The 22,163-nt window shown below is 51.0% G+C and carries 16 protein-coding genes and 1 tRNA gene; 1 reads left to right on the top strand and 16 read right to left on the bottom strand.

Features of this window, described 5'->3' with window-relative positions; genetic code table 11:
* Nucleotides 1-78: 78 nt before the first annotated feature.
* The 8 genes from ACTQ1O_RS13760 to ACTQ1O_RS13725 form a co-directional block, all read right to left on the bottom strand.
* Nucleotides 79-3,549 (bottom strand): DNA polymerase III subunit alpha, encoded by a 3,471-nt coding sequence (locus ACTQ1O_RS13760; RefSeq protein WP_441487752.1) that lies wholly within the window; start codon nucleotides 3,547-3,549, stop codon nucleotides 79-81.
* A gap of 5 nt (nucleotides 3,550-3,554) precedes the next feature.
* A complete protein-coding gene (locus ACTQ1O_RS13755) occupies nucleotides 3,555-4,397 on the bottom strand; it encodes a CvfB family protein (RefSeq protein ID WP_441487751.1) in 843 nt (280 codons plus the stop codon).
* A gap of 82 nt (nucleotides 4,398-4,479) precedes the next feature.
* Nucleotides 4,480-5,193 carry an acyl-[acyl-carrier-protein] thioesterase gene (locus tag ACTQ1O_RS13750; protein WP_441487750.1) on the bottom strand — a complete coding sequence of 238 codons (714 nt, stop codon included), beginning with the start codon at nucleotides 5,191-5,193 and terminating at the stop codon, nucleotides 4,480-4,482.
* 334 nt (nucleotides 5,194-5,527) lie between these two features.
* A tRNA-Gln gene (locus ACTQ1O_RS13745) sits at nucleotides 5,528-5,600 on the bottom strand.
* A 126-nt stretch (nucleotides 5,601-5,726) separates the two neighbouring features.
* Nucleotides 5,727-6,521, bottom strand: coding sequence for a CPBP family intramembrane glutamic endopeptidase (locus ACTQ1O_RS13740; protein ID WP_441487749.1), 795 nt, complete (start codon nucleotides 6,519-6,521; stop codon nucleotides 5,727-5,729).
* 39 nt (nucleotides 6,522-6,560) lie between these two features.
* Nucleotides 6,561-7,328: an HAD hydrolase-like protein gene (locus tag ACTQ1O_RS13735; protein WP_441487748.1), complete on the bottom strand. Its 768-nt coding sequence runs from the start codon at nucleotides 7,326-7,328 to the stop codon at nucleotides 6,561-6,563.
* Entirely contained in the window at nucleotides 7,325-9,091 is a 1,767-nt protein-coding gene (gene argS / locus ACTQ1O_RS13730) for an arginine--tRNA ligase (protein WP_441487747.1), read from the bottom strand. Before argS ends, ACTQ1O_RS13735 begins: the two co-directional genes overlap by 4 nt.
* Nucleotides 9,088-9,573 (bottom strand): CBS domain-containing protein, encoded by a 486-nt coding sequence (locus tag ACTQ1O_RS13725; protein WP_441098713.1) that lies wholly within the window; start codon nucleotides 9,571-9,573, stop codon nucleotides 9,088-9,090. Before ACTQ1O_RS13725 ends, argS begins: the two co-directional genes overlap by 4 nt.
* A gap of 203 nt (nucleotides 9,574-9,776) precedes the next feature.
* Here ACTQ1O_RS13725 and ACTQ1O_RS13720 point away from each other — a divergent pair, with 203 nt between their 5' ends.
* On the top strand, nucleotides 9,777-10,412 hold the full coding sequence (locus tag ACTQ1O_RS13720) for a lactate utilization protein (protein ID WP_441487746.1): 636 nt from the start codon (nucleotides 9,777-9,779) through the stop codon (nucleotides 10,410-10,412).
* 73 nt (nucleotides 10,413-10,485) lie between these two features.
* Here ACTQ1O_RS13720 and ACTQ1O_RS13715 read toward each other — a convergent pair whose 3' ends face one another.
* The 8 genes from ACTQ1O_RS13715 to aspS form a co-directional block, all read right to left on the bottom strand.
* Nucleotides 10,486-11,760, bottom strand: a complete 1,275-nt coding sequence (locus ACTQ1O_RS13715; protein ID WP_441487745.1) for an ABC transporter permease — start codon at nucleotides 11,758-11,760, stop codon at nucleotides 10,486-10,488.
* A gap of 42 nt (nucleotides 11,761-11,802) precedes the next feature.
* Nucleotides 11,803-14,049: a hypothetical protein gene (locus ACTQ1O_RS13710; RefSeq protein ID WP_441487744.1), complete on the bottom strand. Its 2,247-nt coding sequence runs from the start codon at nucleotides 14,047-14,049 to the stop codon at nucleotides 11,803-11,805.
* On the bottom strand, nucleotides 14,039-14,824 hold the full coding sequence (locus ACTQ1O_RS13705; protein WP_441487743.1) for an ABC transporter ATP-binding protein: 786 nt from the start codon (nucleotides 14,822-14,824) through the stop codon (nucleotides 14,039-14,041). Before ACTQ1O_RS13705 ends, ACTQ1O_RS13710 begins: the two co-directional genes overlap by 11 nt.
* Before the next feature lie 12 nt (nucleotides 14,825-14,836).
* On the bottom strand, nucleotides 14,837-16,264 hold the full coding sequence (locus tag ACTQ1O_RS13700; RefSeq protein WP_441487742.1) for an efflux RND transporter periplasmic adaptor subunit: 1,428 nt from the start codon (nucleotides 16,262-16,264) through the stop codon (nucleotides 14,837-14,839).
* Nucleotides 16,265-16,461: 197 nt separating this feature from the next.
* Nucleotides 16,462-18,630 carry a DUF6449 domain-containing protein gene (locus ACTQ1O_RS13695; RefSeq protein WP_441487741.1) on the bottom strand — a complete coding sequence of 723 codons (2,169 nt, stop codon included), beginning with the start codon at nucleotides 18,628-18,630 and terminating at the stop codon, nucleotides 16,462-16,464.
* Entirely contained in the window at nucleotides 18,605-19,507 is a 903-nt protein-coding gene (locus tag ACTQ1O_RS13690) for an ATP-binding cassette domain-containing protein (protein ID WP_441487740.1), read from the bottom strand. The genes ACTQ1O_RS13695 and ACTQ1O_RS13690 overlap by 26 nt, the downstream gene beginning before the upstream one ends.
* Nucleotides 19,504-19,878 (bottom strand): GntR family transcriptional regulator, encoded by a 375-nt coding sequence (locus ACTQ1O_RS13685; RefSeq protein WP_441487739.1) that lies wholly within the window; start codon nucleotides 19,876-19,878, stop codon nucleotides 19,504-19,506. The genes ACTQ1O_RS13690 and ACTQ1O_RS13685 overlap by 4 nt, the downstream gene beginning before the upstream one ends.
* Before the next feature lie 301 nt (nucleotides 19,879-20,179).
* Entirely contained in the window at nucleotides 20,180-21,970 is a 1,791-nt protein-coding gene (gene aspS, locus ACTQ1O_RS13680; protein WP_441487738.1) for an aspartate--tRNA ligase, read from the bottom strand.
* Nucleotides 21,971-22,163: the final 193 nt, after the last annotated feature.

The raw sequence follows: 22,163 nt of genomic DNA, 5'->3' as shown, positions 1-22,163 counted from the left end.
GCCCTTACGTCCCTGTTCCGGCGATAGACCGGAAAAAGGCCAATGTCTGCCCAAGCATTTTATATTTTAATGCAAATTCTATTGCATTTCAATGCGCTTTTCAACAACTTTCACGTTGTCACCGCCGAATTTTTGCTTCAAAGTGACGAGAACTCCTCCGGCATCTTCCGCGTCAGTAAAACAGTTCATCCTCTTCATTGCGCGTTCTTTCTCCAGATAGACGATGACCCGGTCCGTTCCGGGGAAAGGTGAGACAATGTCCCGAATATCTTTTTCCTCCTGTTCAAAGGCATCTCTGTCCGGAAAACGAATCCAGATCTCTGCCGGAACCTCGGAAAAGGGAATCACTCTTTCCAGAATGAGCTTGCTTGGCCGGTCTTCTTCCACAGAAACCCTGCCGCGGATGAACACCTTTGCGTCAGTATCAATCATACCTGAATACTGCTCATAGCTTTTTGGAAATACGATGATTTCCATTGTGCCGAGAAGATCTTCCAGCGTCAGAAACGCCATCGTCTGATTTGTTTTAGTGTATTTGATCGTCTTGGCAGTGATCATACCGCCTACCGTAACCCGGTTTCCGTCTCCGACCTTCGGGATCCCGCTCTCTTCGTCCGGAAGGAAGTCCGTCGTCACCGCAGATACGTTTTTTCTCCACTTTTCCTCATATTTTTCGAGGGGATGACCGCTGATATAGATTCCAGTCACCTCCTTCTCAAAGGCAAGTTTTTCCTCTTTATTAAATTCCCCGACATCGGGCAGGCGTATCTCAAACTGTTTTCCGGCCTCTTCGCCCATAAAATCAAAGAGATTCATCTGCCCGGTCAGGTTGTTTTTCCTGTCCTGGCTGACCTGATCCAGGATCAGACTGTACACCTGCATATACTGCCTGCGGGTACCGCCAAAGCAGTCAAAGGCTCCTGCCTTGATGAAATTTTCCAGCGTCCGCTTGTTGACTTCTCTGCCGGAAAGTCTCTCACAGAAGTCTCTCAGGCTCTTGAACGGACCGTTCAGCGCCCGTTCCGCTTCTATTGCCTCCATCACCGGGCGTCCGATTCCCTTCACGGCCGAAAGAGCATAACGGATCTTTCCGCCTTCCACCGAGAACGAACTCTCGCTCCGATTGATATCCGGAGGGAGAATTTCAATGCCCATCTTCCTGCAGTGCAGCATATATTCAGAGCATTTCCCCGCATTGTCGATGACCGAAGTCATCAGCGCAGCCATAAACTCGACCGGATAATAGCATTTCAGCCACGCTGTCTGGAAGGTCACAACCGCGTAGCAGGCGGCGTGACTTTTATTAAACGCATACCGTGCAAAATCGATCATCTCGTCATAGATTTTATTTGCTGTCTGTTCATCGATTCCGTTGCGGATGCAGCCCGGGATATTTTTCTCCTCGCTGCCATAGACAAAATTCTGGCGTTCCTCCTCCATGACGTGCATTTTCTTCTTTGACATTGCCCGCCGCAGCAGGTCAGCGCTTCCGTAGGAATAGCCGGCGAGCTCGCGGACGATGTTGATGACCTGTTCCTGATAGATGATGCATCCATAGGTGGACTTCAGGATCGGCTCAAGCTGTGGGGTGTCATACCGTACCAGTTCCGGATGTTTTTTCCCTTTGATATAGTCAGGAATAAAGTCCATAGGACCCGGGCGATAAAGCGCCACACCCGCGACGATGTCCTCCAGAGAGGTGGGCTTCAGTTCCTTCATGAAGCTCGTCATTCCCGCGGACTCCAGCTGGAACACCCCCTCGCACCGGCCCTCTCCGATCATCTTCATCACCTTCGGGTCATTATAATCAACCTTTCGCAGATCAATTTTCAGTCCGGTTCTCCTCTCCGCCATATTTGTGGCATCCTGAATCACCGTCAGCGTCCGGAGCCCGAGAAAATCCATTTTGAGAAGGCCGAGTTCCTCCAGCTCCGTCATGTTATACTGTGTAGTGATAGTGCCATCCGCCGCTCTCTGGAGCGGTACAAACTCGTCTACCGGTCTGGATGAAATAACCACGCCAGCTGCATGCATGGAGGTGTGCCTTGGCAGTCCCTCCAGCTTTCTCGCCATATCAATCAGATGATGTACCTGTTCGTCAGAGTCGTATGCCCTCTTCAGATCCGGATTCATCGTCAGTGCCTTGTCAATCGTAATGTTTAACTCATTCGGTATCATCTTCGCGGTGGCATCACAGAGTGCATAGGGCAGGTCCATAACGCGGCCGACGTCACGGATCGCGTTTCGCGCGGCCATCGTACCAAAGGTGACGATCTGAACCACCCGATCCTTATGGTATTTTCTTACGACGTAATCAATGACCTCCTGTCTCTGTTCGAACCCGAAATCCACGTCAATATCCGGCATGGATACCCTCTCCGGATTCAGAAAACGTTCAAAAAGCAGACTGTACTTCAGCGGGTCCAGTTCCGTGATTCCCATCGTGTAGGATACCATGCTTCCCGCAGCGCTTCCTCTTCCAGGGCCGACAGGAATGTTATGCTCCTTTGCGAAATGAACATAGTCCCAGACGATCAGAAAATAATCGACATACCCCATGGTGCGGATCGTATTCAGTTCATATTCCAGGCGATCGCGGATTTCCTGCGTGACCGGGTGGTAGAGCCGTTCCGCGCCGTCATAGCACAGTTTCTGAAGATAAGTCCACGAGGTAAAGCCCTCCGGCACCTCGTATTTCGGAAGCTTCAGCTCATGAAAGCGGATCTCGACCTGGCATCTGTCTGCAATCTTCTGGGTATTGTCAAGCGCCTGCCTGGCATAGGGAAACAGAGCTGCCATCTCCTCCTCGGATTTCACATAATATTGCCCGCCCTCATATCGCAGACGGTTTTCATCGCTGACCTTTTTCCCAGTCTGAATACACAGAAGAATGTCATGGGCATCGGCATCCTCCGCTCTTGTGTAATGACAGTCATTCGTACACACAAGTTCAATGCCCGTTTCCTCACTCATCCGCAGCAGCTGTGGATTTACGATTCTCTGCGCGGGAATTCCATGATCCTGCAGTTCAAGAAAAAAATTGCCTCTTCCGAAAATATCCTCATACCGGAGAGCCGCGGCTTTTGCCTCCTCGTAACGGTTTCTTGCAAGGTTTGAAGCAACCTCTCCCGCCAGACAGGCGGAAAGCGCGATGATCCCTTCGTGATATTTTCTGAGAAGCTCCAGGTCTACTCTCGGCTTATAATAAAAGCCCTCTGTAAAGCCCCGGCTGGTAATTTTCATCAGATTGTGATATCCCTGCAGATTTTCCGCCAGCAGGATCAGATGGTAATAGCGGTTCTCACCGGATGCGGATTCCCGGTCAAACCTTGACCCTGGCGCTACATAAACTTCGCACCCGAGGATGGGCTTTATTCCCTGGGCCATGCACTCCTTGTAGAACTGAATACAGCCGTACATCACACCGTGGTCTGTAATCGCCGCGGCGTTCATGCCGAGTTCCTTTACCCGTGCGACATAATCTCTGATCTTATTTGATCCGTCCAGGAGGCTGTATTCCGTATGAACATGCAGATGTACAAAACTCATTCCGATCACTCTTTCAGATAAATCTGTCCGTCATCGAGCCGTATTTTTCTCTCCTTCAGGAGATGACCAACCGCGCGCTTGAATGCAGCCTTTGAGATTCCAAAGCGGCTGTTGATCAGTTCAGGATCCGCCTTGTCATCAAACGGAAGAACGCCTCCCTCCTCGCGGATGGCTTCTTCGATTCTCTCTGCGTCCGTATCCATCTGAAGATAAGCCTTCTGCTTGGTCGTGACAGTCAGTTTTCCGTCCTCCCGGATCTGTGTGATCCGAACCTTCAGTATCTCTCCCGGCCGGAATTCTCCCTGTGCGTCTTTTTTCGGGATGAGAGCAGAATATTTGTCATCTACGGCAACAAAAACGCCGAAGTTTTTGCTCTGTTCATATACCCTTCCCTGCACCACATCACCGACACTGTACGGGGAATCCGTATGAAGATAGTGATAGACCTTCATTGTCGCGCAAAGGCGCCCGCTCTTGTCTATATAGAGAGCGACCAGAACATCGTCATTTTTCTCAACCTTGCAGGTCTGTTCATGGAAAGGGAGCAGAAGATCCTTTTCCAGCCCCCAGTCAAGAAACGCTCCGATGCGCGTTGTATCCTTCACCCTGAGAACCGCAGTCTCCCCGAGTTCTACCTTTGGTGTGTTTGTCGTTGCAATCAGCCGGTCACTCGAATCCCGATATAAAAATACCTCGACAGGGGTGCCAATCTCCACTCCGGCCGGCACCTGTCTGGCAGGCAGGAGCACCTGCTGCTCCTTTCCAGCCTTCAGGTCATCGGAGAGATATACTCCGAAGTCCTGTCTCTTCAGCACTCTCAGCACCTGCTTTTTCCCCAATTCCAACATGTTGTTCCGTCCTTTCTGCAGCCGAAGCCCGAATTAATGCGACAATTATCTCCACGAATTGACAATCCGGAGACTGGTTCCGTTACTCCGAAAATTCGGAGATAAAATATTTCTCTCCCTGTTCATCATTAAACTGTACATAAAAGCTGCCATCCCGTTTTCCTACAATCGGAACAATGACATCGCCTTCCATGACCTGCCGAATCCATTCGACGCGAAGATGATGCACCTCAAATCCGACAGGAAGAAATCTCCTTGAGAGGCGCACGTACTGCGCATTGTTCATGTGACCGTTTACATCGAGATGTTCTTCACGGATTATGATTTTCTTCTGCTCCTCCCCGTTTTCGGGAATCCGGATCTTCCGTTTACCCAGGTCCTCCGGAATCTTCCACGACGGATCGAACCCGTATCCCTCGATCTGCTCTGCGGGAATCACCTCCGGTGTTCCCGTCTTCATATTCATGAATACCCAGTCTGAGGCTGCGAGAACCAGTGTCTCGCCATTCGCGCTTTCCATTGAGAAGTCACGGGACGCCATCAGGCTCCGGAATCCGTGAGACCAGGTTCCTACCCTGATCTTCTCGTTGAAAGCCGCATATCGGTAGATATGTGCCTGCATGTCTACGATCACCCACGCATGGTCCTGCTTTCGGTTATGAGCAATGCCAATTCCTGCGTCCTCACCATGAAAGGTTGCAGTGTCCTGAAAATAATTCAGGATCGTATAGGGAGTCATGCGCTGATTTTCGTCTACTTCGCTGAAGCGGACTCTTCCTTCATAATAGTATTTCATTGTTTTCTTCCTTTCATGGTATTCGCGTCGTTGCATGCATTCGCATCCGCTCTCTGACGCATGCTTTGCGGGGACTTATACAGTATGTGGCACAGCTTATCGTATGAGGTTTATTGTATAAGCTACGGATTGCTCCGTGCTCCGCACTCTCGCAATCCTACAGGCATTCGCACTTTTGTGCCGCTTACGCGTCACTTCGTGCTCATACCTGTTGCCTTCGAAATCGCATCCGGTCTCTTACGCGCGCTTCGCGTGCGACGAGCTCCGTCTGCGTTTTCGAAGAGCTTATACAAAAAAATAAGCGATTACATCACATGGATGTAATCGCTTCTTACTGGGCTACCTGGATTCGAACCAGGAAAATGACGGAGTCAGAGTCCGTTGCCTTACCATTTGGCGATAGCCCAATGCTTTGTGCATTGCCTTGCAACATGTGATATTCTATCAGACATCCCCAGGAAATGCAAGGGGAAATTTGATATTTTTTATATTCGTATTTTTTTCTGCGAACGCCATATTGTTCATGAATTCTTTCAGGCACTTTTCTGTTTTCTCCGAAAATAAAGCAGGAGAAAGCAGGTCACACAAGCAGCTGCTTCCGCAGCCAGACAGGATGCGGGAACAGATCCATGGAAAGTCTTTCGTATCAGACGGTCCCCGAACACAGCCCAGGCGTTGACGCTCATATGTGCCGCAACGGCAGCACGGAGGTCGCCGCTCCTTTCATAGACAAAAGCCAGAAGAAAGCCAAGCACGGACGCGTAGAGAAATTGAATCACATTTCCATGATAGATACCGAAACAAAAAGCAGAGAGCAGGATTCCTTTTCTCATACCGGCATAGTACGCCGCGCGGCGGAACAGCATGCCGCGGAAAATCATCTCTTCCGCTGCCGGTCCGAGAATCACTGTTCCGAGGATCAGCAGCAGCAGATTCTGGTTTTCGAAGGCAGGTGCGGCGTTCTGCGTGTAACCCGTGAAAACCCGTTCCAGACCGCTTCCCGTGATCAGGCTGCTCCACACGTGACCGGCAAATGTAACACACAGACAGCCACACACCATCTGCCATGCCTTCCACCCGCCGTCCCTCATCGGAAAGCGCATGGAGTCCACCCGGTAATTGTTCTTCTGCAGAAGAAGCGTGAGGCCGAATGCTGCGATGCTGATCCACATCGGGAGTGTCGGGACCCTGTCATAGATCTTCTCCGGATCATACTCTCCGACAATCAGCCCCGTCACAAGCAGAAGGACGACCGTAACCGCCGCCATGCACAGCCATATAAAGACCAGCGGAAAAACCACATCCCAGATTTTCTGTCTCTTTGTCATTTTCTTATCTCCGCAGCAGGACGTTTAAAGGCTCTACGTTTAAAAGACTCTGTTGGTCAGAAAAGCCTCAGCCATCTCCTCTGGCGTATCAAAAACCAGATCCGCCCCCGCTCTCTCCAGTTCCTGTCTCCCGCCGTATCCATAGGCTGCACCGACAGCCAGAAGCTTCTCTGCTCTCGCGCCCTCGATATCATATTTCCGGTCTCCGACCATGCATGCCGCATCTCTTCTTCCCGAGAAGCCAGTCCTGTCCAGTACCCGCTGAATCAGGCCGGCCTTGGAGATCGTCCCCTCCACCCCGGTCAGAGATATCCCGCTCACACAATCGAAGTACCTTAGAAATCCGCAGTCGTCAGCGATTTCCCTCGCAAACTTTTCGGGCTTTGAGGTTGCCATTCCAATCCGCCATTTTCTTTCCTTCAGAGAGCACAGCAGATCTCCGATCCCAGGGTATACCGTGTACTCAAGCTTACCGATCGATTCATACCGCTCCCGGAACAGACGGACTGCCTGAACACACTCCGATTCATTCATACCCATCTGTGCAAAGCTTTCATTCAGAGGCGGACCGACAAAGAATCCAAGTTCTTCCGCCTCCCGATGCTGCCATCCCATCTGATCCAGCGCATACTGGGCACTCCTTGTGATTCCGAGCCCCGTATCTGTAAGTGTGCCGTCAAAATCGAAGACGATCAGGCGCTCCATTTTCTCCTCTCCTCCCACGAACACATTTTCATCCATTTCCGATTTCCGGTCACTGACCGCATCGGACCTGTTGTGTTCTTCCGGATCTTCAGGTTTCCTCACATCTCCTCCGGGGCACTGAAACCGAGGACATCGATTGCATCCTCCAGTACCCTCTGAACAGTCTTCAGAAGAAGCAGCCAGGATTTCTTCTGCCCCTCATTCTCCTCGGTCAGAATCCGGGTCTCATGATAGAAGCTGTTGAAATTATTGGATAGCTCGTAAATATAGGCGCAGAGACGATGCGGCGCTTTTTCCTCAAAGGCACCGGTAAGCGCCTCGTTATATCGCGACAGCTGAAGCATCAGTTTCTTCTCAATGTCACTTGCGGCGTTCAGGATTTTCGCGTCTTCCAGACTTCCGCCCTCCGCTTTGAACTTATTCAGGATGGATTTGATTCTCACGATCGTATACAGGATATACGGCCCGGTATTGCCTTCAAAAGAAGTAAAACGATCGACGTCAAACACATAATCCTTGGACGCCTGATTCGAGAGATCTCCGTACTTGATGGCAGAAAGTCCTACAATCTTCGCGGTTTCCTCTGCGTCCTTATCCTTGACGCTCTTATTCTCCACGATCTTCCGGAACATTTCCCGATCGATATCCGCGATCAGAGTCTCCAGACGCATTACACCGCCCTCTCTGGTCTTGAACGGCTTTCCGTCCTTCCCGTTCATGGTTCCGAAGCCGAGAAATGTCAGTTTTGTCTCCGGTTTTACAAGACCCGTCTTCCGTGCGCAGCGGAAGGTCTGGATAAAGTGCATCTCCTGACGCTTGTCCACCACATATAGGATCTCATCCGGATCAAAATCCTGCATACGCTCGACAATCGTAGCCAGATCAGTAGTTGTATAAAGCGCTGCTCCATCGGATTTCAGGATCATGCAGGGCGGAACCTCCTTCTGGTCTTTTTCCTCCCTGACATCCACGATCAGCGCGCCCTGATCCTCGTAGGCGTATCCCTTGTCCTTCATCATCTGAACCATGTCCGGGATATAGGCCTGTGCATCCGACTCTCCCTTCCACAGATCAAAATGGACGTCCAGTTTTTCGTAGTTTTTCTTCAGATCGGTGACTGAAACGGAAATGATATGTCTCCAGAGAGCCCGGTATCCCCTCCTTCCGCTCTGAAGCTCCGCCGTCGCTTGAAGAGCCTTATTCTTGTAGGCGTCATCTTCCTTCGATTTTTTGCTTGCCGTCGGATAAATCTCCTCCAGCTCGCTGATGGTAAATGGCGCCTCCTTCGGATATTCTCCGGTATAGGAGTCATCGAAATAGGGCAGCTCCGGTTTTCTTTCATGAAGCTCAGTGATGATCAGGCCCATCTGAAGCCCCCAGTCTCCGAGATGAACATCACCGATCATGTGATGGCCGAGCCGGCGGCCCATGCGCCGGATACTTTCTCCGATAATTGCGGAACGCAGATGTCCGACATGAAGAGGTTTCGCGACATTGGGGCCGCCGTAGTCGATGACGATTGTCTCCGGGTCTGCCGTCTTTGCAACGGAGAGTTCCTGATCCTCCGCCATTTTCTGAAGGTATTCCGCAACGGATTTTCTGTTCAGCGTGATGTTAATAAAGCCCGGCATAACGGCTTCCGCCTTCTCGATCAGTTCGGAATCCTGAAGATACGCAACAACATCTCCGGCGATCTGTATCGGTGCCTTTTTGTACTGCTTTTTAGCTGCCATTGCTCCGTTACACTGATACTCACAGAGATCCGGGCGGTTTGAGACAGTGACCCGGGCAAATCCGGCATCATATCCCGCCCTTTCAAAGGCTTCTGCTACGACTTCACTGATTTCTTCGATTATTTTCTTCATTTTGCTTTTTCCTTCTTGGGTTCTTCACCGGAGGAACGCTGTTCCGTTCGTTGCTGCAATTCCTTCAGTTCATCCCTGTATTTTTTGAAATGTTCATAGCAATACTGGATGATGGCCTTTCGGGTGATAATCCCGATAAAGACGTTTTCGTCATCGACCACAGGTACAAAATTCTGACGCATCGATGTCTGAATCAGATCCTCGATATCGCAGTTGATATTGACCGGGTCCATCTTCCATCTCCGCGGAACGGAGGAAAGACGAATCTCCTCGGCGTCCCTGAGGCTGAGATCATACCTGTCCTTGATGATGCGCAGCAGATCTCCCTCTGTCAGCGTACCGATGTATCGTCCCCTTTCATCGAGAATCGGAATCGCCGTATACTTGTGGTATTCCATCTTCTCGATTGCCTGCCTTAGGGAACAGTCCGCACTGATGTACGCGCATTCCGCTTTTGGCGTGATAAAAAACAAGATATTCATATAATTTTACCTGCCCAGACTTCTGCAAAGCTGTTTAAGCGACGCCCGCGCTCCCAAAAGGATATTTCCTTCCGTCCCGCTCTGCAGATATTGCCAGACTGTGTTTTCGATGTCCTTCGTGCACAGACTGGATTTAATATAGTATAATGGAAACAACGATAAGTTTCAAGACAAGGGATTTTGCATATAAAGGAGGATTTCTCATGACACCGAAGGAACTAAATTACCGCCATCTCGGCGAGAGCATGATCAAAAAATTTGAAAAACGGAATATCGAAGCCTTCTACACCGCGACACGGGAAGAGGCAAGAACAAAAGTACTGGAGCTGATACCGGAGGAATCCTCGGTGACTTACGGCGGATCCGCGACACTGAATGAATGCGGAATCCTTGACGCGGTCAGAACCGGCAATTACTCTTTTATCGAGAGGACAGATGCGAGAACACCTGAAGAAAAGCGTGAAATGATGTCGCGGCAGATGATGGCCGACTATTTTCTGATGAGCACCAACGCCTTCACGAAGGACGGAGAGCTTGTAAATATCGACGGGAACGGCAACCGGGTCTGCTTTCTGATTCAAGGGCCCTCTCATGTTATTGTTGTCACGGGAATGAATAAGCTTGCCTTTGATATTCCCGAGGCTTTCCAGCGTATACACAACTGTGCCACCCCGCCGAACTGTGTCCGTCTCGGCTGCAAGACGCCCTGCTCCGTGACCGGAACCTGCGGAAACTGCCTCAGTCCGGAAACCATCTGCTGCCAGGAAGTCATCACCCGCTACAGTAAACATCCGGGCAGGATCAAGGTTGTAATGGTAGGCGAGGACCTCGGCTTCTGACATAGCCCGGAGGTCCTGCCTTATCGCTGCCGTTCACGCAGTAATTCCGCAACTTATACAATTGGCGGCGCCGTCACTCTCTTCGAAGCGCGTCGATCGGATTCAGGTTCGCAGCCTTGATCGAGGGAAGCAGCCCGAAAAGGATGCCGATGGCCATCGAAAATCCGACGCCGATGAATATCGACGGGATGCTGATTGCCGCCGGCGTTCCGGATGATTTGGAAATCACCTCTGCGAGAACGATTCCCACAATGACTCCCAGAATGCCTCCCATACTCGTCAGGACAACGGATTCCGTGAGAAACTGTGCCAGAATACGGTTTTTTCTTGCTCCGAGTGCCTTCTTGAGCCCGATCTCACCTGTTCTCTCTGTCACGGACACAAGCATGATATTCATTACGCCGATTCCGCCGACCAGAAGGGCGATGCTGGCGATCCAGATCAGAAGGTTGTTGGTGCTTGCTGCAAGCTCCTGCTTATTCTTCGCCTTTTCCAGCAGATCCTCTGCCTTGTATCGGATCGCGCTGCCGCTTTCATCCTTACCTCCTGTATCTGAGGCACTGACGGATTCATTCATGATATCCTGAACCTCTTTCCCGACATTACTCATATCCTCCGTCCGGACGGCCTTCACGACACAATTTTGCGGTTCGTCATAACTGTAACTGATCGGCCAGTCCGCGTCGGGGATCATAACCCTTCCATATTCCTCTTCTGCATAGGTCAGATAATCCTGAAAGGAATCATAGTTTGGCCGCGTCTTCTGTATTTTTCTCACAAGCCCCACCACCGTGTACGGTTCTCCCTTTATGCTGAGGATGTTCCCAAGAGCATTGCCGGACGGATACAGAATGTTTGCAGCCGTTTCGTCCAGAAGCGCAACCTTGCGGAACTTCGTGTAGTCCGCATCCACAAACGGACGGCCGGAATAAATCCGGTAACCGGTTGTTGAAAGATAATGTGTGTCGATACCGAGCATCTGTCCGCTGTCCAGCGTCTGGTCTCCGGCTGAAATACTGTCCGCATAACTTCTTGAAAGATAGAAGGATGCATCCGCGACATCGTCCAATTTCCGGATTTCCTTCTTCTGCGCATCGGAAACAGGGACGACACCGTCAGGCAGACCGCCGTCCATCCAGTAGTCGCCCTCTCCCTGCTTCAAAGATATCGTTACATTATTGTTTCCGGCGCCGATCAGATTCTGCAGAATCTGTTTATTGGTTCCCTTGATGGTTGACACAATCCCTATGATCGAAGCGATTCCGATAATCACGCCAAGCATCGTCAGGAAGGACCTCATCTTATGTGCCCATATGCTTTGAAAGGAAAACTTCAGATTTTCTGCCATGTCTCCTCCTTGCTATTCATGGTTTGTTCTGTACCGAATGAATCATGAGTACAATTCATCAATCGTCCCTTCTCTCGTTTTTGCGCCTTCCCTGATATCTTTCCCGTAAGGAAAGGCCACCCAGTCAGACAGACTGACCCCGGATTTAATCTGATAGGATCCATTTTCATATGTGCCTGTCTTGATTTCTCTCTTCTCCAGTCGTTTGTCCTTGCCGCGAAGATATACGTATTTTTTTCCGTTTTCATCGAGAACAAAGGCGCCGTACAGGTAGAAGTCGGATTCTCCATTCGCCGTATTATCCGGTGTGATTCCCGACGAATCCATTGTGATCTGAACATATTCGCCATTCGTCAGAGCTGCATCGGCGCTGTCGATATAGGCGATGAACGGATATATGGAGTTGCTGCTGTCAGAGCCGTACATTCCGCTCGTATCCGGATACGAAGAGATGCTCTTTACCGTCGCCGGGTAGGTATTTCCCGACTGCCAGGAGGTTATCGTGACTTCCGTTCCCTCCTTTATCTGAGACAGACGGTTTTCGTAAACACCTCCCTTTACATACAGGCCGGACGCTCCCGCCAGCTGCAGAAACGGGCTGCCGTCAGTCGGAGGATTGTCCGGATCTCCGGCTGTCTTGATGATTCCGTTCATCTTCGCCTTTACGACACCATCTGTGACATCCTGCTGCGCTTTCTTCACCTTCAGATCCGATTCCTGCAGATCGAGCCTCAGGTCCGAAAGCTGACTTTCCTGATCCCGGATCGCCTGCTTCAGCTCATCTGCGCTATATTCCTCATCGGGGGAAATCAGCCCGCTGCTGCCTGAACCGCTGTCCGTTCCGGAATCTGATCCGAGGGATGTCCTGCTTTTATCTGCTGTCAGAATTCCGAAATCTCCATTCCCGACACACGCGGGTTTCTGTGAATACTCCGCCGTTTCTCCCGAAAAAACAGCATCGTCTGCATCGTCTCCGATCCGTCTATAGCTTTTGCAGTCAGCAAAGGCTCCCCGAAAAACGTTATTTGTCGCTGAAACTGATGCAGGCACGGTGCCTCCGCTTTGTTCTGTATCCCCCGCAGCCTCTGCAGGAGATGGCTGTGGAGAAGTCCCGGGCTCTGACCCCTCACCTCCCTGCGGTGTAGGAGATGGTGTCGGGTTCGACGGCGCGGGCGGCTCCTGAGACGGTGCGGGCGTATCCTGAGACGGTGCGGGCGTATCCCGGGGATCATCTTCTTTCTGAAGCTCTGTCAGCGCCTGCAGAAGCTTCTCCCTCGTTTCTCTGTCCATTTTCTTCAGGATGTTATTCAGCTTTTCTTCATCTCCGCTCAGTTTCTGCAGCGCAGCCGCAAGCTTGTCCGTATCACGGATTCCCTCAAGTGCCTTCGCGATCTGGTCTGCAGTCATTGCGGAAAGATCGGCAAAATCGGCATTTCCCGTAGCGGCATCCACCGTGACCGGGCTGTCCGGATCCAGCCTGCGGATATCCTGCATCCATGCGGAAACAGCATGATCATCCGCGTCAAGAATTTCCAGAACAATATAGCGTTGTTTCTGGCCCGTCTTGTCTGCCATTTCCTGCTGCTTACGGATAAATCCGGTGCCAATGGTGATCCTGCCTTCCTCGTCCGGCTCGCAGAGAAACAGATAGGGTTTTTCTGCTGTTCCGTCCGCGGTCATTTCATTCTTTGCCTCCGAATCAGCGGTCAGCTCCCTGTATTTCACAAGCTTCATCGGTTCCCTGTCATTCCCGCCCGGTTTTTCGTCTTCGTTCTGCCCCGGTTCTTTAATGTCATCCGGACCGTTATCAGGGACAATGTCTCCATCATCGATCGATGATGGATCCACCGGCGCGAAATCGTCCGGCGGAATCACATTGCTGACCGGTTTCATTCGACGCAGAGTATCAAGGTTTTTCTCCGCCACCTCAATATTCAGCCGGATCTGCTGGTTGTTCAGTTTCTCCTGCTCCAGGTTCAGGCCTGTCTTTGTCGTATCATAAGCAAGGAGGATATCTCCTTCGCGAACCGCCTGTCCCTGCTTTACATACACATGCTTAATATCCTCCGTATCTGTTACGTAAATGTTCTGGCTGGCATCGGTTGTGACGACTCCCTGCATGGTCTGGCTGTCATACCCGTAGCCTCCGCTGTAATTCAGGTCAGAAGCATTGAAAACTGTGACAGTCCTCTGGCTGGTCGTCACCTGTACCGCGCGGAAGATTCCGTATCCGGCGCCTGCAGCAATCCCAGATGCAAGGATAACAGATATTACTTTCTTAGCCTTCATTGCCCGGATCCCCTCCTTCCCCTGCATCGGTATGTCCGCTTTCCTTCCTCATTCTCTTATCTTTTTGAAGCAGATTCTCTTCCTCAAGTACAGGAAGATCCTGATGTCCGGGAAGAGATAGAACGCCGTCACGGATCTCAACGAGTCTCTGTGCCCTTGCCGCAATTCCGGGATCATGCGTGATCATCAGAATACTGGATCCCTCCCGGTTCAGCTCCTGAAACAGATCCATGACCTGACTGCCGGATTTTGAATCCAGGGCACCGGTAGGCTCATCCGCAAGAATAATTTTCGGTCGGTTCGCAATCGCGCGCGCAATCGCGGTCCGCTGCTTCTGGCCACCGGAGAGCTGATTTGGCCGGAAATCCACCCGCTCCGACAGGCCAACCCGGGCCAGTGCCTCCTTCGCCAGCTCCTGTCTTTTTTTCTTTGGCAGGCCGGCATAGGTCAGTGGCAGTTCCACATTCTCCAGCGCGGTCATGTACGGCAGCAGCTGAAAGTTCTGAAATACAAACCCGATTTTTGCCAGCCGCAGGTCCGCGAGCTCATTATCCGAAAGTTTCGATACTTCGTTCCCGTCCAGAATCAGTTTCCCACTTGTCGGCTGATCCAGACAGCCGATCAGGTTCATCAGCGTAGATTTTCCGGATCCGGACGGTCCCATGACCGCCACGTATTCTCCCTCGTCCATCGAAAAATTCACATCCCTGAGAACCGGTACTTCAAGCTTTCCCTGAATATAATTTTTATAGATATGTCTGCATTCAAGGATCATTCCGGCACCTCCTCAGTCTGCGGCAACGGCGCCGCCGGCTGCCTGTCCGTCATCTGTGCTGTCAGCGTATCCTTCTGATCCGCCCTCCGATCCCTGCGCCGCTTCCTTCTGCGCCGCTGACACCTCCGGGTTATTGCTGCTCTCGGTCTCACGATATTCTGACGACGAAATCGTATCCTTGTAGTAGCTCCCGGAAATCACGTCATTTCCTGAGAGCGGAATCGAACTCGAGGACATCACGCCTTCCTTTCCGGATTCCGATGGCATCTCACTCATCGGGGCTGTTGCCATGCCCTCCTTCAGATCCGGAGATGGTATCGCCAGAGAATCCTCCATGGTAATTCCCTCTGTGATCTGCACCTCTCCGGTTGTATCATCGCTCTCTCCCAGCTTTACCTCACGCTTCTCCAGCTTTCCGTTCTTCCCTGCCGCCCATACGAAGGGATGTTTCGCATCAGACTGATCGACCATATACGAACCGATCCAGATTCCCTTGCTCTTATCCACATTGCTTCCGGTATCCGTCTGCATGTATACATGCTGTCCCAGCATGAGTCCCTCGCTGTTCTCGAGTTCCACGTAAAAAGGATAGTTTGTGCCTCCGGAAGATGATGCTCCGCTGTATCCATAGTCGCTATTGCTGCTGACGGTATTCTCGGTGTCAATCTTATTTATTGTTCCCTTCCAGGTTTTGCCCTCATCCACTCTGGAATGAACAATAACCGGCGTCCCCTCGGACAGCGTTCCGACATTCTGTTCATTGACGGTACCCTTTACCCGATAGTCTCCGGTTTTGATTATCGTGATATAGGAGGTATCCGTGCCGTTAGAAGAGTCTGATGTTCCATCATTGATGCTCTTTACCACACCGTCCATCTGGCTGGTCACCGTCGCGTGGTTGATGTTGTCCTGCAGCTTCCGGATGTCCTGCTGCTTGCTCTGGATATCGAGCTGCTTCTGCTGCTGGGAGAGCTGCTGTTCCTGAATCCGGATGGTATAATCCGCCTGCTCCGATGCTGAAGCGGATGCCTTCTCCTTTGACAGCTGACTGATTGTCTGTCCCATTGAGGTATACTCGTTATTCAGCCTCTGAAGATCGATATTGGCCTGCTCCAGATCCTGCTGGTATTTTGTCGTGTCATAGGTAAAAAGCACATCGCCCTTCTTTACCTCCTGTCCCACGGCAACCTTCAGGTCCTTCACCTCAGCATCGGTGTTCTTATTCACGGACCATGTCTCCTGCGTCTCCACCGTACCAGCATAGTAGTTGTTCGTTCCGAGCGATCCGGTATCAGCAAGGTTTGACACCAGATCGACGTACGCTGTCTCCCCTGTGTTCTCCGTTTTATTTTTCGCTGCATGCATGCGGATGACTCCGAATGTCAAAGCACCCGCAGCGGCAATAATCAGCACAAGAATGCCTGCTTTTTTCCTGTTCATAATGCTCCTTTCCCATGACAGCTGCCTGTCACCGTTCACAAATGCCTCCAAAAATCTCTGAGGTTCCTTGATCAGAACAGTGCCAGCCGCCCCCTGTCCGCATACCAATGGCTGAGGTACAATGCGCGAAACCAACTGACCGGTGTGATGCCACTGTCCATTTGCGAATGGGTGCACTTAGCTGCAGAATTATCGGTTTACTGAGTCTCCTGATCCGATACTTTATTCCCTTCCAGAATCTTCAAAGCTTCATCGTCCGGAGTAAAGTAGACGGTTCTTTCGTACTGATCGCTCTGATAGGCGGCCGACATGTACCACCAGGAGTCGTCCTCTGCGTCCGTATAATAACCGCGGATCTGTGTGACATGCTGAAGAAAATCTGAAATTTCATCAGGATCCGTCAGCAGATAACTGTTCTCTCCGCTCTGTATATACACGGACAGGATGTCGCTGCTGATTCCCTCCTCGTCTCCGGATGAAACTTTCAACAGATTGATGCCGTGATTGTTCAGAAATTCCAATGTCCTGCCATATTCCGGATAGAGATACACCTCATACACATCCATCTGCCTGCCGTCCATGGAAATCCCCTCAGACCAGTCCTTCGGTGTGAACAGAATAGTTCCCACAGGCACTTGCTTCTGAATCGTCGTGAGATCCACTGCGTTGGAATCGTCCCTCAGTGCCTGAATCAGATCATTGATTTCCTCTTCGGACAGATCCGGTGTCGTCCCCGTTCCTTTCGCAATCTCCCAGGGACAGATTTCAACGCTTTCAATCGCAGACGGATCCATATAATTGGCCGGATAACTGTTTTTCCTCCAGGAAGAATCCATTGAAAGCACGTTCTCCGCCTTCTGAAGCGTCTCATCCGACACCTGGTACTGACGGTATGCAACGACGCCGTTTTTCATATGGAACATGACACAGATATTTGGATTATACGCAGCCTCATCTGCCTGTTTTGCATTCTTCACGCCCTCTTCCGCCAGCTTATAGATGGACATAAAATCTTCGGTTTCCGTTTTCTTCAGCATGGGTATGGCGTTCTGTCTCATATCCAGGTAGCTGTACTCGCCGAGAATACGGATTCCTTCCCCGTTGGGAATCATCGACATCGACAGAATCTGATCTGTTTCCGGAAGCCATCTGTCATATCCAAAGGGATTTACGATCATCAGTGTGAGAAGAAGAGCTGTTCCGGCATACTCCGCGGCAAGGGAGGCCCAGTGTCTCGGGATACTCTTCAGATCTCTGCTGTAGATGAAATCAATGATGCCATTAATCAGAAAGACTCCGATCACAGAGAAAACAACCCAGCTCACGCTGCTGCTGTCCGTGGATCTCGAGAGCAGCGCTCCAAACGCGATTCCGCCCGGAACGCTTACAAGAAGCTTTACACATGCTCCGAAGCCATGATAGCAGAGAGAATTTTCCGCCGCTTCCGAACGTCTCCTTCTGTACAGAAACAATCCGAACATGAACGAAAAAACAAAATATCCCGCCAGGAAAAGACCCGGAAGAAGCAGAGATTGTATCCGATCCGGAAGCAACGTTCCGAAAAGAGAGGACAATCTGTCACCTCTCAGCCACATCAGTGAGAACGGGGACAGAAGCCAGATCACATTGCCACCTCTATCTGTATAGCTGCTGTATGTCACGAACTTATCCAGAATCAGCGAACTGATCAGATAGAAGCATGTCGGCCCATATCCCAGAAAAAATATTCCCGTCAGAAGTCCTGTCAGAAGTCTTCCGGTCAGAATCATCGCGAGGATGCAGACCCCATAAATTGCAGAAAAAGCCAGGAGGAAGAACAGCGCCGATCCCGCCACCGTCCGGAGCGTATCCCGGGTCAGAAGCCCGTAGACTCCCCCGAACAGGAAATATCCGCCAAACACATTCACGAGATATGGGACTGCCGCCGCAAGCCATCCTGCCGCAAACTTCACACAATACAGCTCATTGCGGGTAAGCGCGAGGCTGTGATAGAAATCAGTTCTCTCCCTGGAATCCAGATAATAAAACATCGTGCAGGCGCACAGAAGTGCGGCGACACCGACGGAAAGAATCGTAGGAATATCACTCGTTCCCAGACTTGACTCAAGTGCCTTTATCCGGAGGGAATGTATCATCTCAGCGTAATTTTTTCCCTTTTCAGCATACAGGTTGTTGATGTTCAGCACCAGATACAGACGCATCGGATACTCAAAAAACGCAATCACAGAGATCAGCACCGGAAGCCAGTAAGAGAGGCTGATCTCCTGCCGTATAAACCGAACGAGGCTGATTTTCCGATCGGGATTTCTTCTCCCGGCAGACGCCTGCATGGATTTCTGTTTATGAATGAATGCTTCGAACATCATATCCGGTCACCTCCGTTTCTGTAATAAAGATCTCCTCAAGTGTCAGCGGCAGATTCTCCGCGAAGATCGGATTCATTCTTTCAATGATATCCATGACATTCTGGTAAGATCCTCTGGTAACAATCGTGAGAATTGAGCCTCTCTTCTCACTCAGAATCACATCGAGACGTGATTTCAGCTCTTCTTCCATCAAAGGATCCCTCAGGACAACCTGCACCTTCTGCATGTTGAATTTCATGTCATCGAGGGCACTGGACAGGAGAAGCTTTCCATGATGTAAAAGTCCTACATGGTCGCAGATGTCTTCCATCTCCCGAAGATTATGCGAGGCAATCACGGGGACAAATTCCCGGTCCAGAATCTCCGAAGCCAGAAGTCCCTTGACTGCCTGACGGACGACAGGATCCAGCCCGTCGAAGGTCTCGTCGCAAAGTAGATATTTCGTACCGGAACAAATACCGAGAAACAGGGACAGCTGCTTCTTCATGCCCTTCGAGAATGCGTTGATTCTGCGTTTCTTATCCATTCCGATTTTGCCGAGAAGCTCCAGGAACCGCTTTTCCTGAAAATCCGGATAAATGGTTTTCCAGATGCTGGTCATTGTGACCGGCGTTGCATTCACCGGGAAATAGCTGAGATCCGGAATAAAGCAGACGTCAGCCTTTGCCGCCGGATTGTCCCACACCGGGATACCGTCAATAAGGATTTCTCCTGTATCCTGCTTCAGCACTCCGGCGATCATGCGAAGGAGAGTACTCTTGCCTGAACCGTTCGTTCCTACCAGTCCGAAGACCTCTCCCTCATTAATAGCGGACGTAACCTCCCGGAGAGCCTGAACGTCCTGGAACTTCTTTGACACATTTGTTAACTCGATCATTCCTGTCCCCCTCCAAAGATTTCATCGACAAGCCGGGTACAGCCTTCCCGGTCGACCCCAAGCTCTCTGCCTTCCTTCAGGCACTCCTTCATCTTGTCCTTCCAGATATTCCGCTTTCGCTCCGCCAGAGAAGCCGGATTTCCGGAAACGAAATTTCCTCTTCCCTTCACCGTGTAAATGTAACCCTCTTTCTCCAGCACCGCATAGGCCTTCTGAATTGTATTCGGGTTAATCGACAACTCCTGCGCCATCTGCCGCACGGAAGAAATCTTCTCATCCGGCGCCAGAACGCCCTTTAAAATCAGCATCTCGTAGTAATCTGCGATCTGCTCATAGATCGGACGCCGATCCTGGTAGTCAATCGCAATCAAAGCTTTCCCTCCTTCCGCCTCAGAAAAGGTCTCTGTATATGGCGTACTATATAACACAGTACACTCAATGTCAAGAACGAGATAAAACACGCTACGCGAGTTTTATCTCGCTATCGCGACGCTCGCCGCACACGAATACTTCGCATTCGGCTGCGGCTCACTGTTCGCGTAAAAAGACCGCTGGTTCTGCACCGACTTATAGCCGGTGCAGATCCAGCGGTCTATGACTGTTCAATGATATCAATGATATGACCGGATCAGGGCGGGTATCTACCAGAGCCCATGCCCGGCTTCCCGTCGGTTATTCTTCCGCGGGAATCTCCAGTCCCAGCTCATCCAGCTGCTTCTGATCCACTCTGGAAGGTGCCTCGGTCATGAGATCGGATGCGTCCTTAACCTTCGGGAACGCAATAACATCGCGGATGGTATCCGCCTGCGCCATCAGCATGACGAGACGGTCAAGTCCGTATGCCAGACCTGCATGCGGCGGAACTCCGTACTTGAACGCAGTAAGCAGGAACTTGAAATTCTCCCATGCGCGTTCTTTCGTGAAGCCGAGAACCTCGAACATCTTTTCCTGAATGTCGTTCTGGTGAATCCGGACAGAGCCTCCGCCGATCTCATTGCCGTTCAGCGTGATATCATATGCCTTCGCGCGGACGGAACCCGGATCGGAATCGATCTTGTCCCAATCCTCCTCCATCGGCATGGTAAAGGGATGGTGCATCGCCATAAAGCGGTTCTCTTCATCAGACCACTCCAGAAGCGGGAATTCAACAATCCACAGGAAACGGAAATCATCCTTCCTGGTGAGCCCCAGCTCATCACGGAAATGCAGGCGAAGCTGTCCAAGCACATTCCACACAATCTTGTTGCGGTCCGCCGCAAAGAGCAGAAGGTCACCCTTTTCACCCTTCATTGCTTCAATCAGGGCAGCTTCCTGATCTTCCGTCATAAATTTCGCAAAGGAGGACTTCACGGTTCCATCGTCCTTCAGCTGAATATATGCCAGACCGCCTGCACCCATGCCCTTTGCCATCTCGACAAGCTTGTCGATCTGCTTGCGTCCCATGTTGCCCTGTCCCTTGACATTGATGCCGCGAACCGAACCATCCTTCAACGACAGAGCGTTTTTAAATACCGCAAAGTCAAAGTCCTTTACAACCTCTGACACATCTACAAGTTCCAGGCCGAAGCGCACATCCGGCTTATCTGACCCAAAGCGGTTCATCGCCTCAATCCAGGTCATTCTCGGGATAGGTGTTGGAACATCAATATTCAGCGTCTTCTTGAACAGGTATTTCAGATATCTCTCGTTGACATCGATGACATCATCCACATCTACGAAGGACAGCTCCATATCGATCTGTGTGAACTCCGGCTGGCGGTCCGCACGAAGATCCTCATCACGGAAGCACCTGGCCAGCTGAATATACCGGTCATACCCCGAGCACATCAGAAGCTGCTTGAACAGCTGCGGAGACTGCGGCAGCGCATAAAAACTTCCGGGATGAATCCGGCTCGGAACGAGGTAGTCACGGGCACCCTCAGGGGTACTCTTGCCAAGCATAGGCGTCTCGATCTCCATGAATCCCTCATCGTGGAAAAACTCACGTGTATAATAAGCCACATCGGAACGAAGCTTCATATTTCTCTGGAGATCCGGTCGACGAAGGTCGAGATATCGATGAGCAAGACGGATTTCATCCTTCGTCTTGCTGTTCTCCTCGATCGGAAATGGCGGTGTCTCGGACTCTGCCAGAATTCTCAGGTAATTGACGAGAACCTCCATCGATCCGGTCGCAAGCTTCTCATTCACCGCTCCCTCACGTTTCCGGACGGTTCCCCTTACCGCAATCACGAATTCAGACCGGAGCTTTGTCGCCTTGCTGAAGCACTCCTCCTCGGTCTCCTTACTGTCAAAAATCAGCTGCATGATTCCGGAACGATCTCTGAGGTCCACGAAAATAATACCGCCCTTGTTGCGGCTCTTCTGTACCCAGCCCATCAGAGTCACTTCGCTGCCGATCATATCAGCAGTGACCTCCGCAGCTCTGCAGGTTCGTTTCATTCCCTTCATACTTTCCGCCATGGTTAATTGTCTCCTTATTTTCTTTTATATCAGATTCTGTCTGCATTATCGAAGAGCTTATTTAATAACTGTATAAGCTACGGATTGCTCCGTGCTTCGCACTCCCGCAATCCTACAGGTATTCGGATTTCGCGCCTTCGCGCTTCATCCTCATACCTGTTGCCTTCGAAATCGCATCCAGTCTCTTTCACAC

The organism is Bilifractor sp. LCP21S3_A7, assembly GCF_052118825.1.
In the GTDB taxonomy this organism is placed as follows: domain Bacteria; phylum Bacillota; class Clostridia; order Lachnospirales; family Lachnospiraceae; genus Bilifractor.
This window is presented reverse-complemented; position numbering and strand designations above follow the sequence as displayed.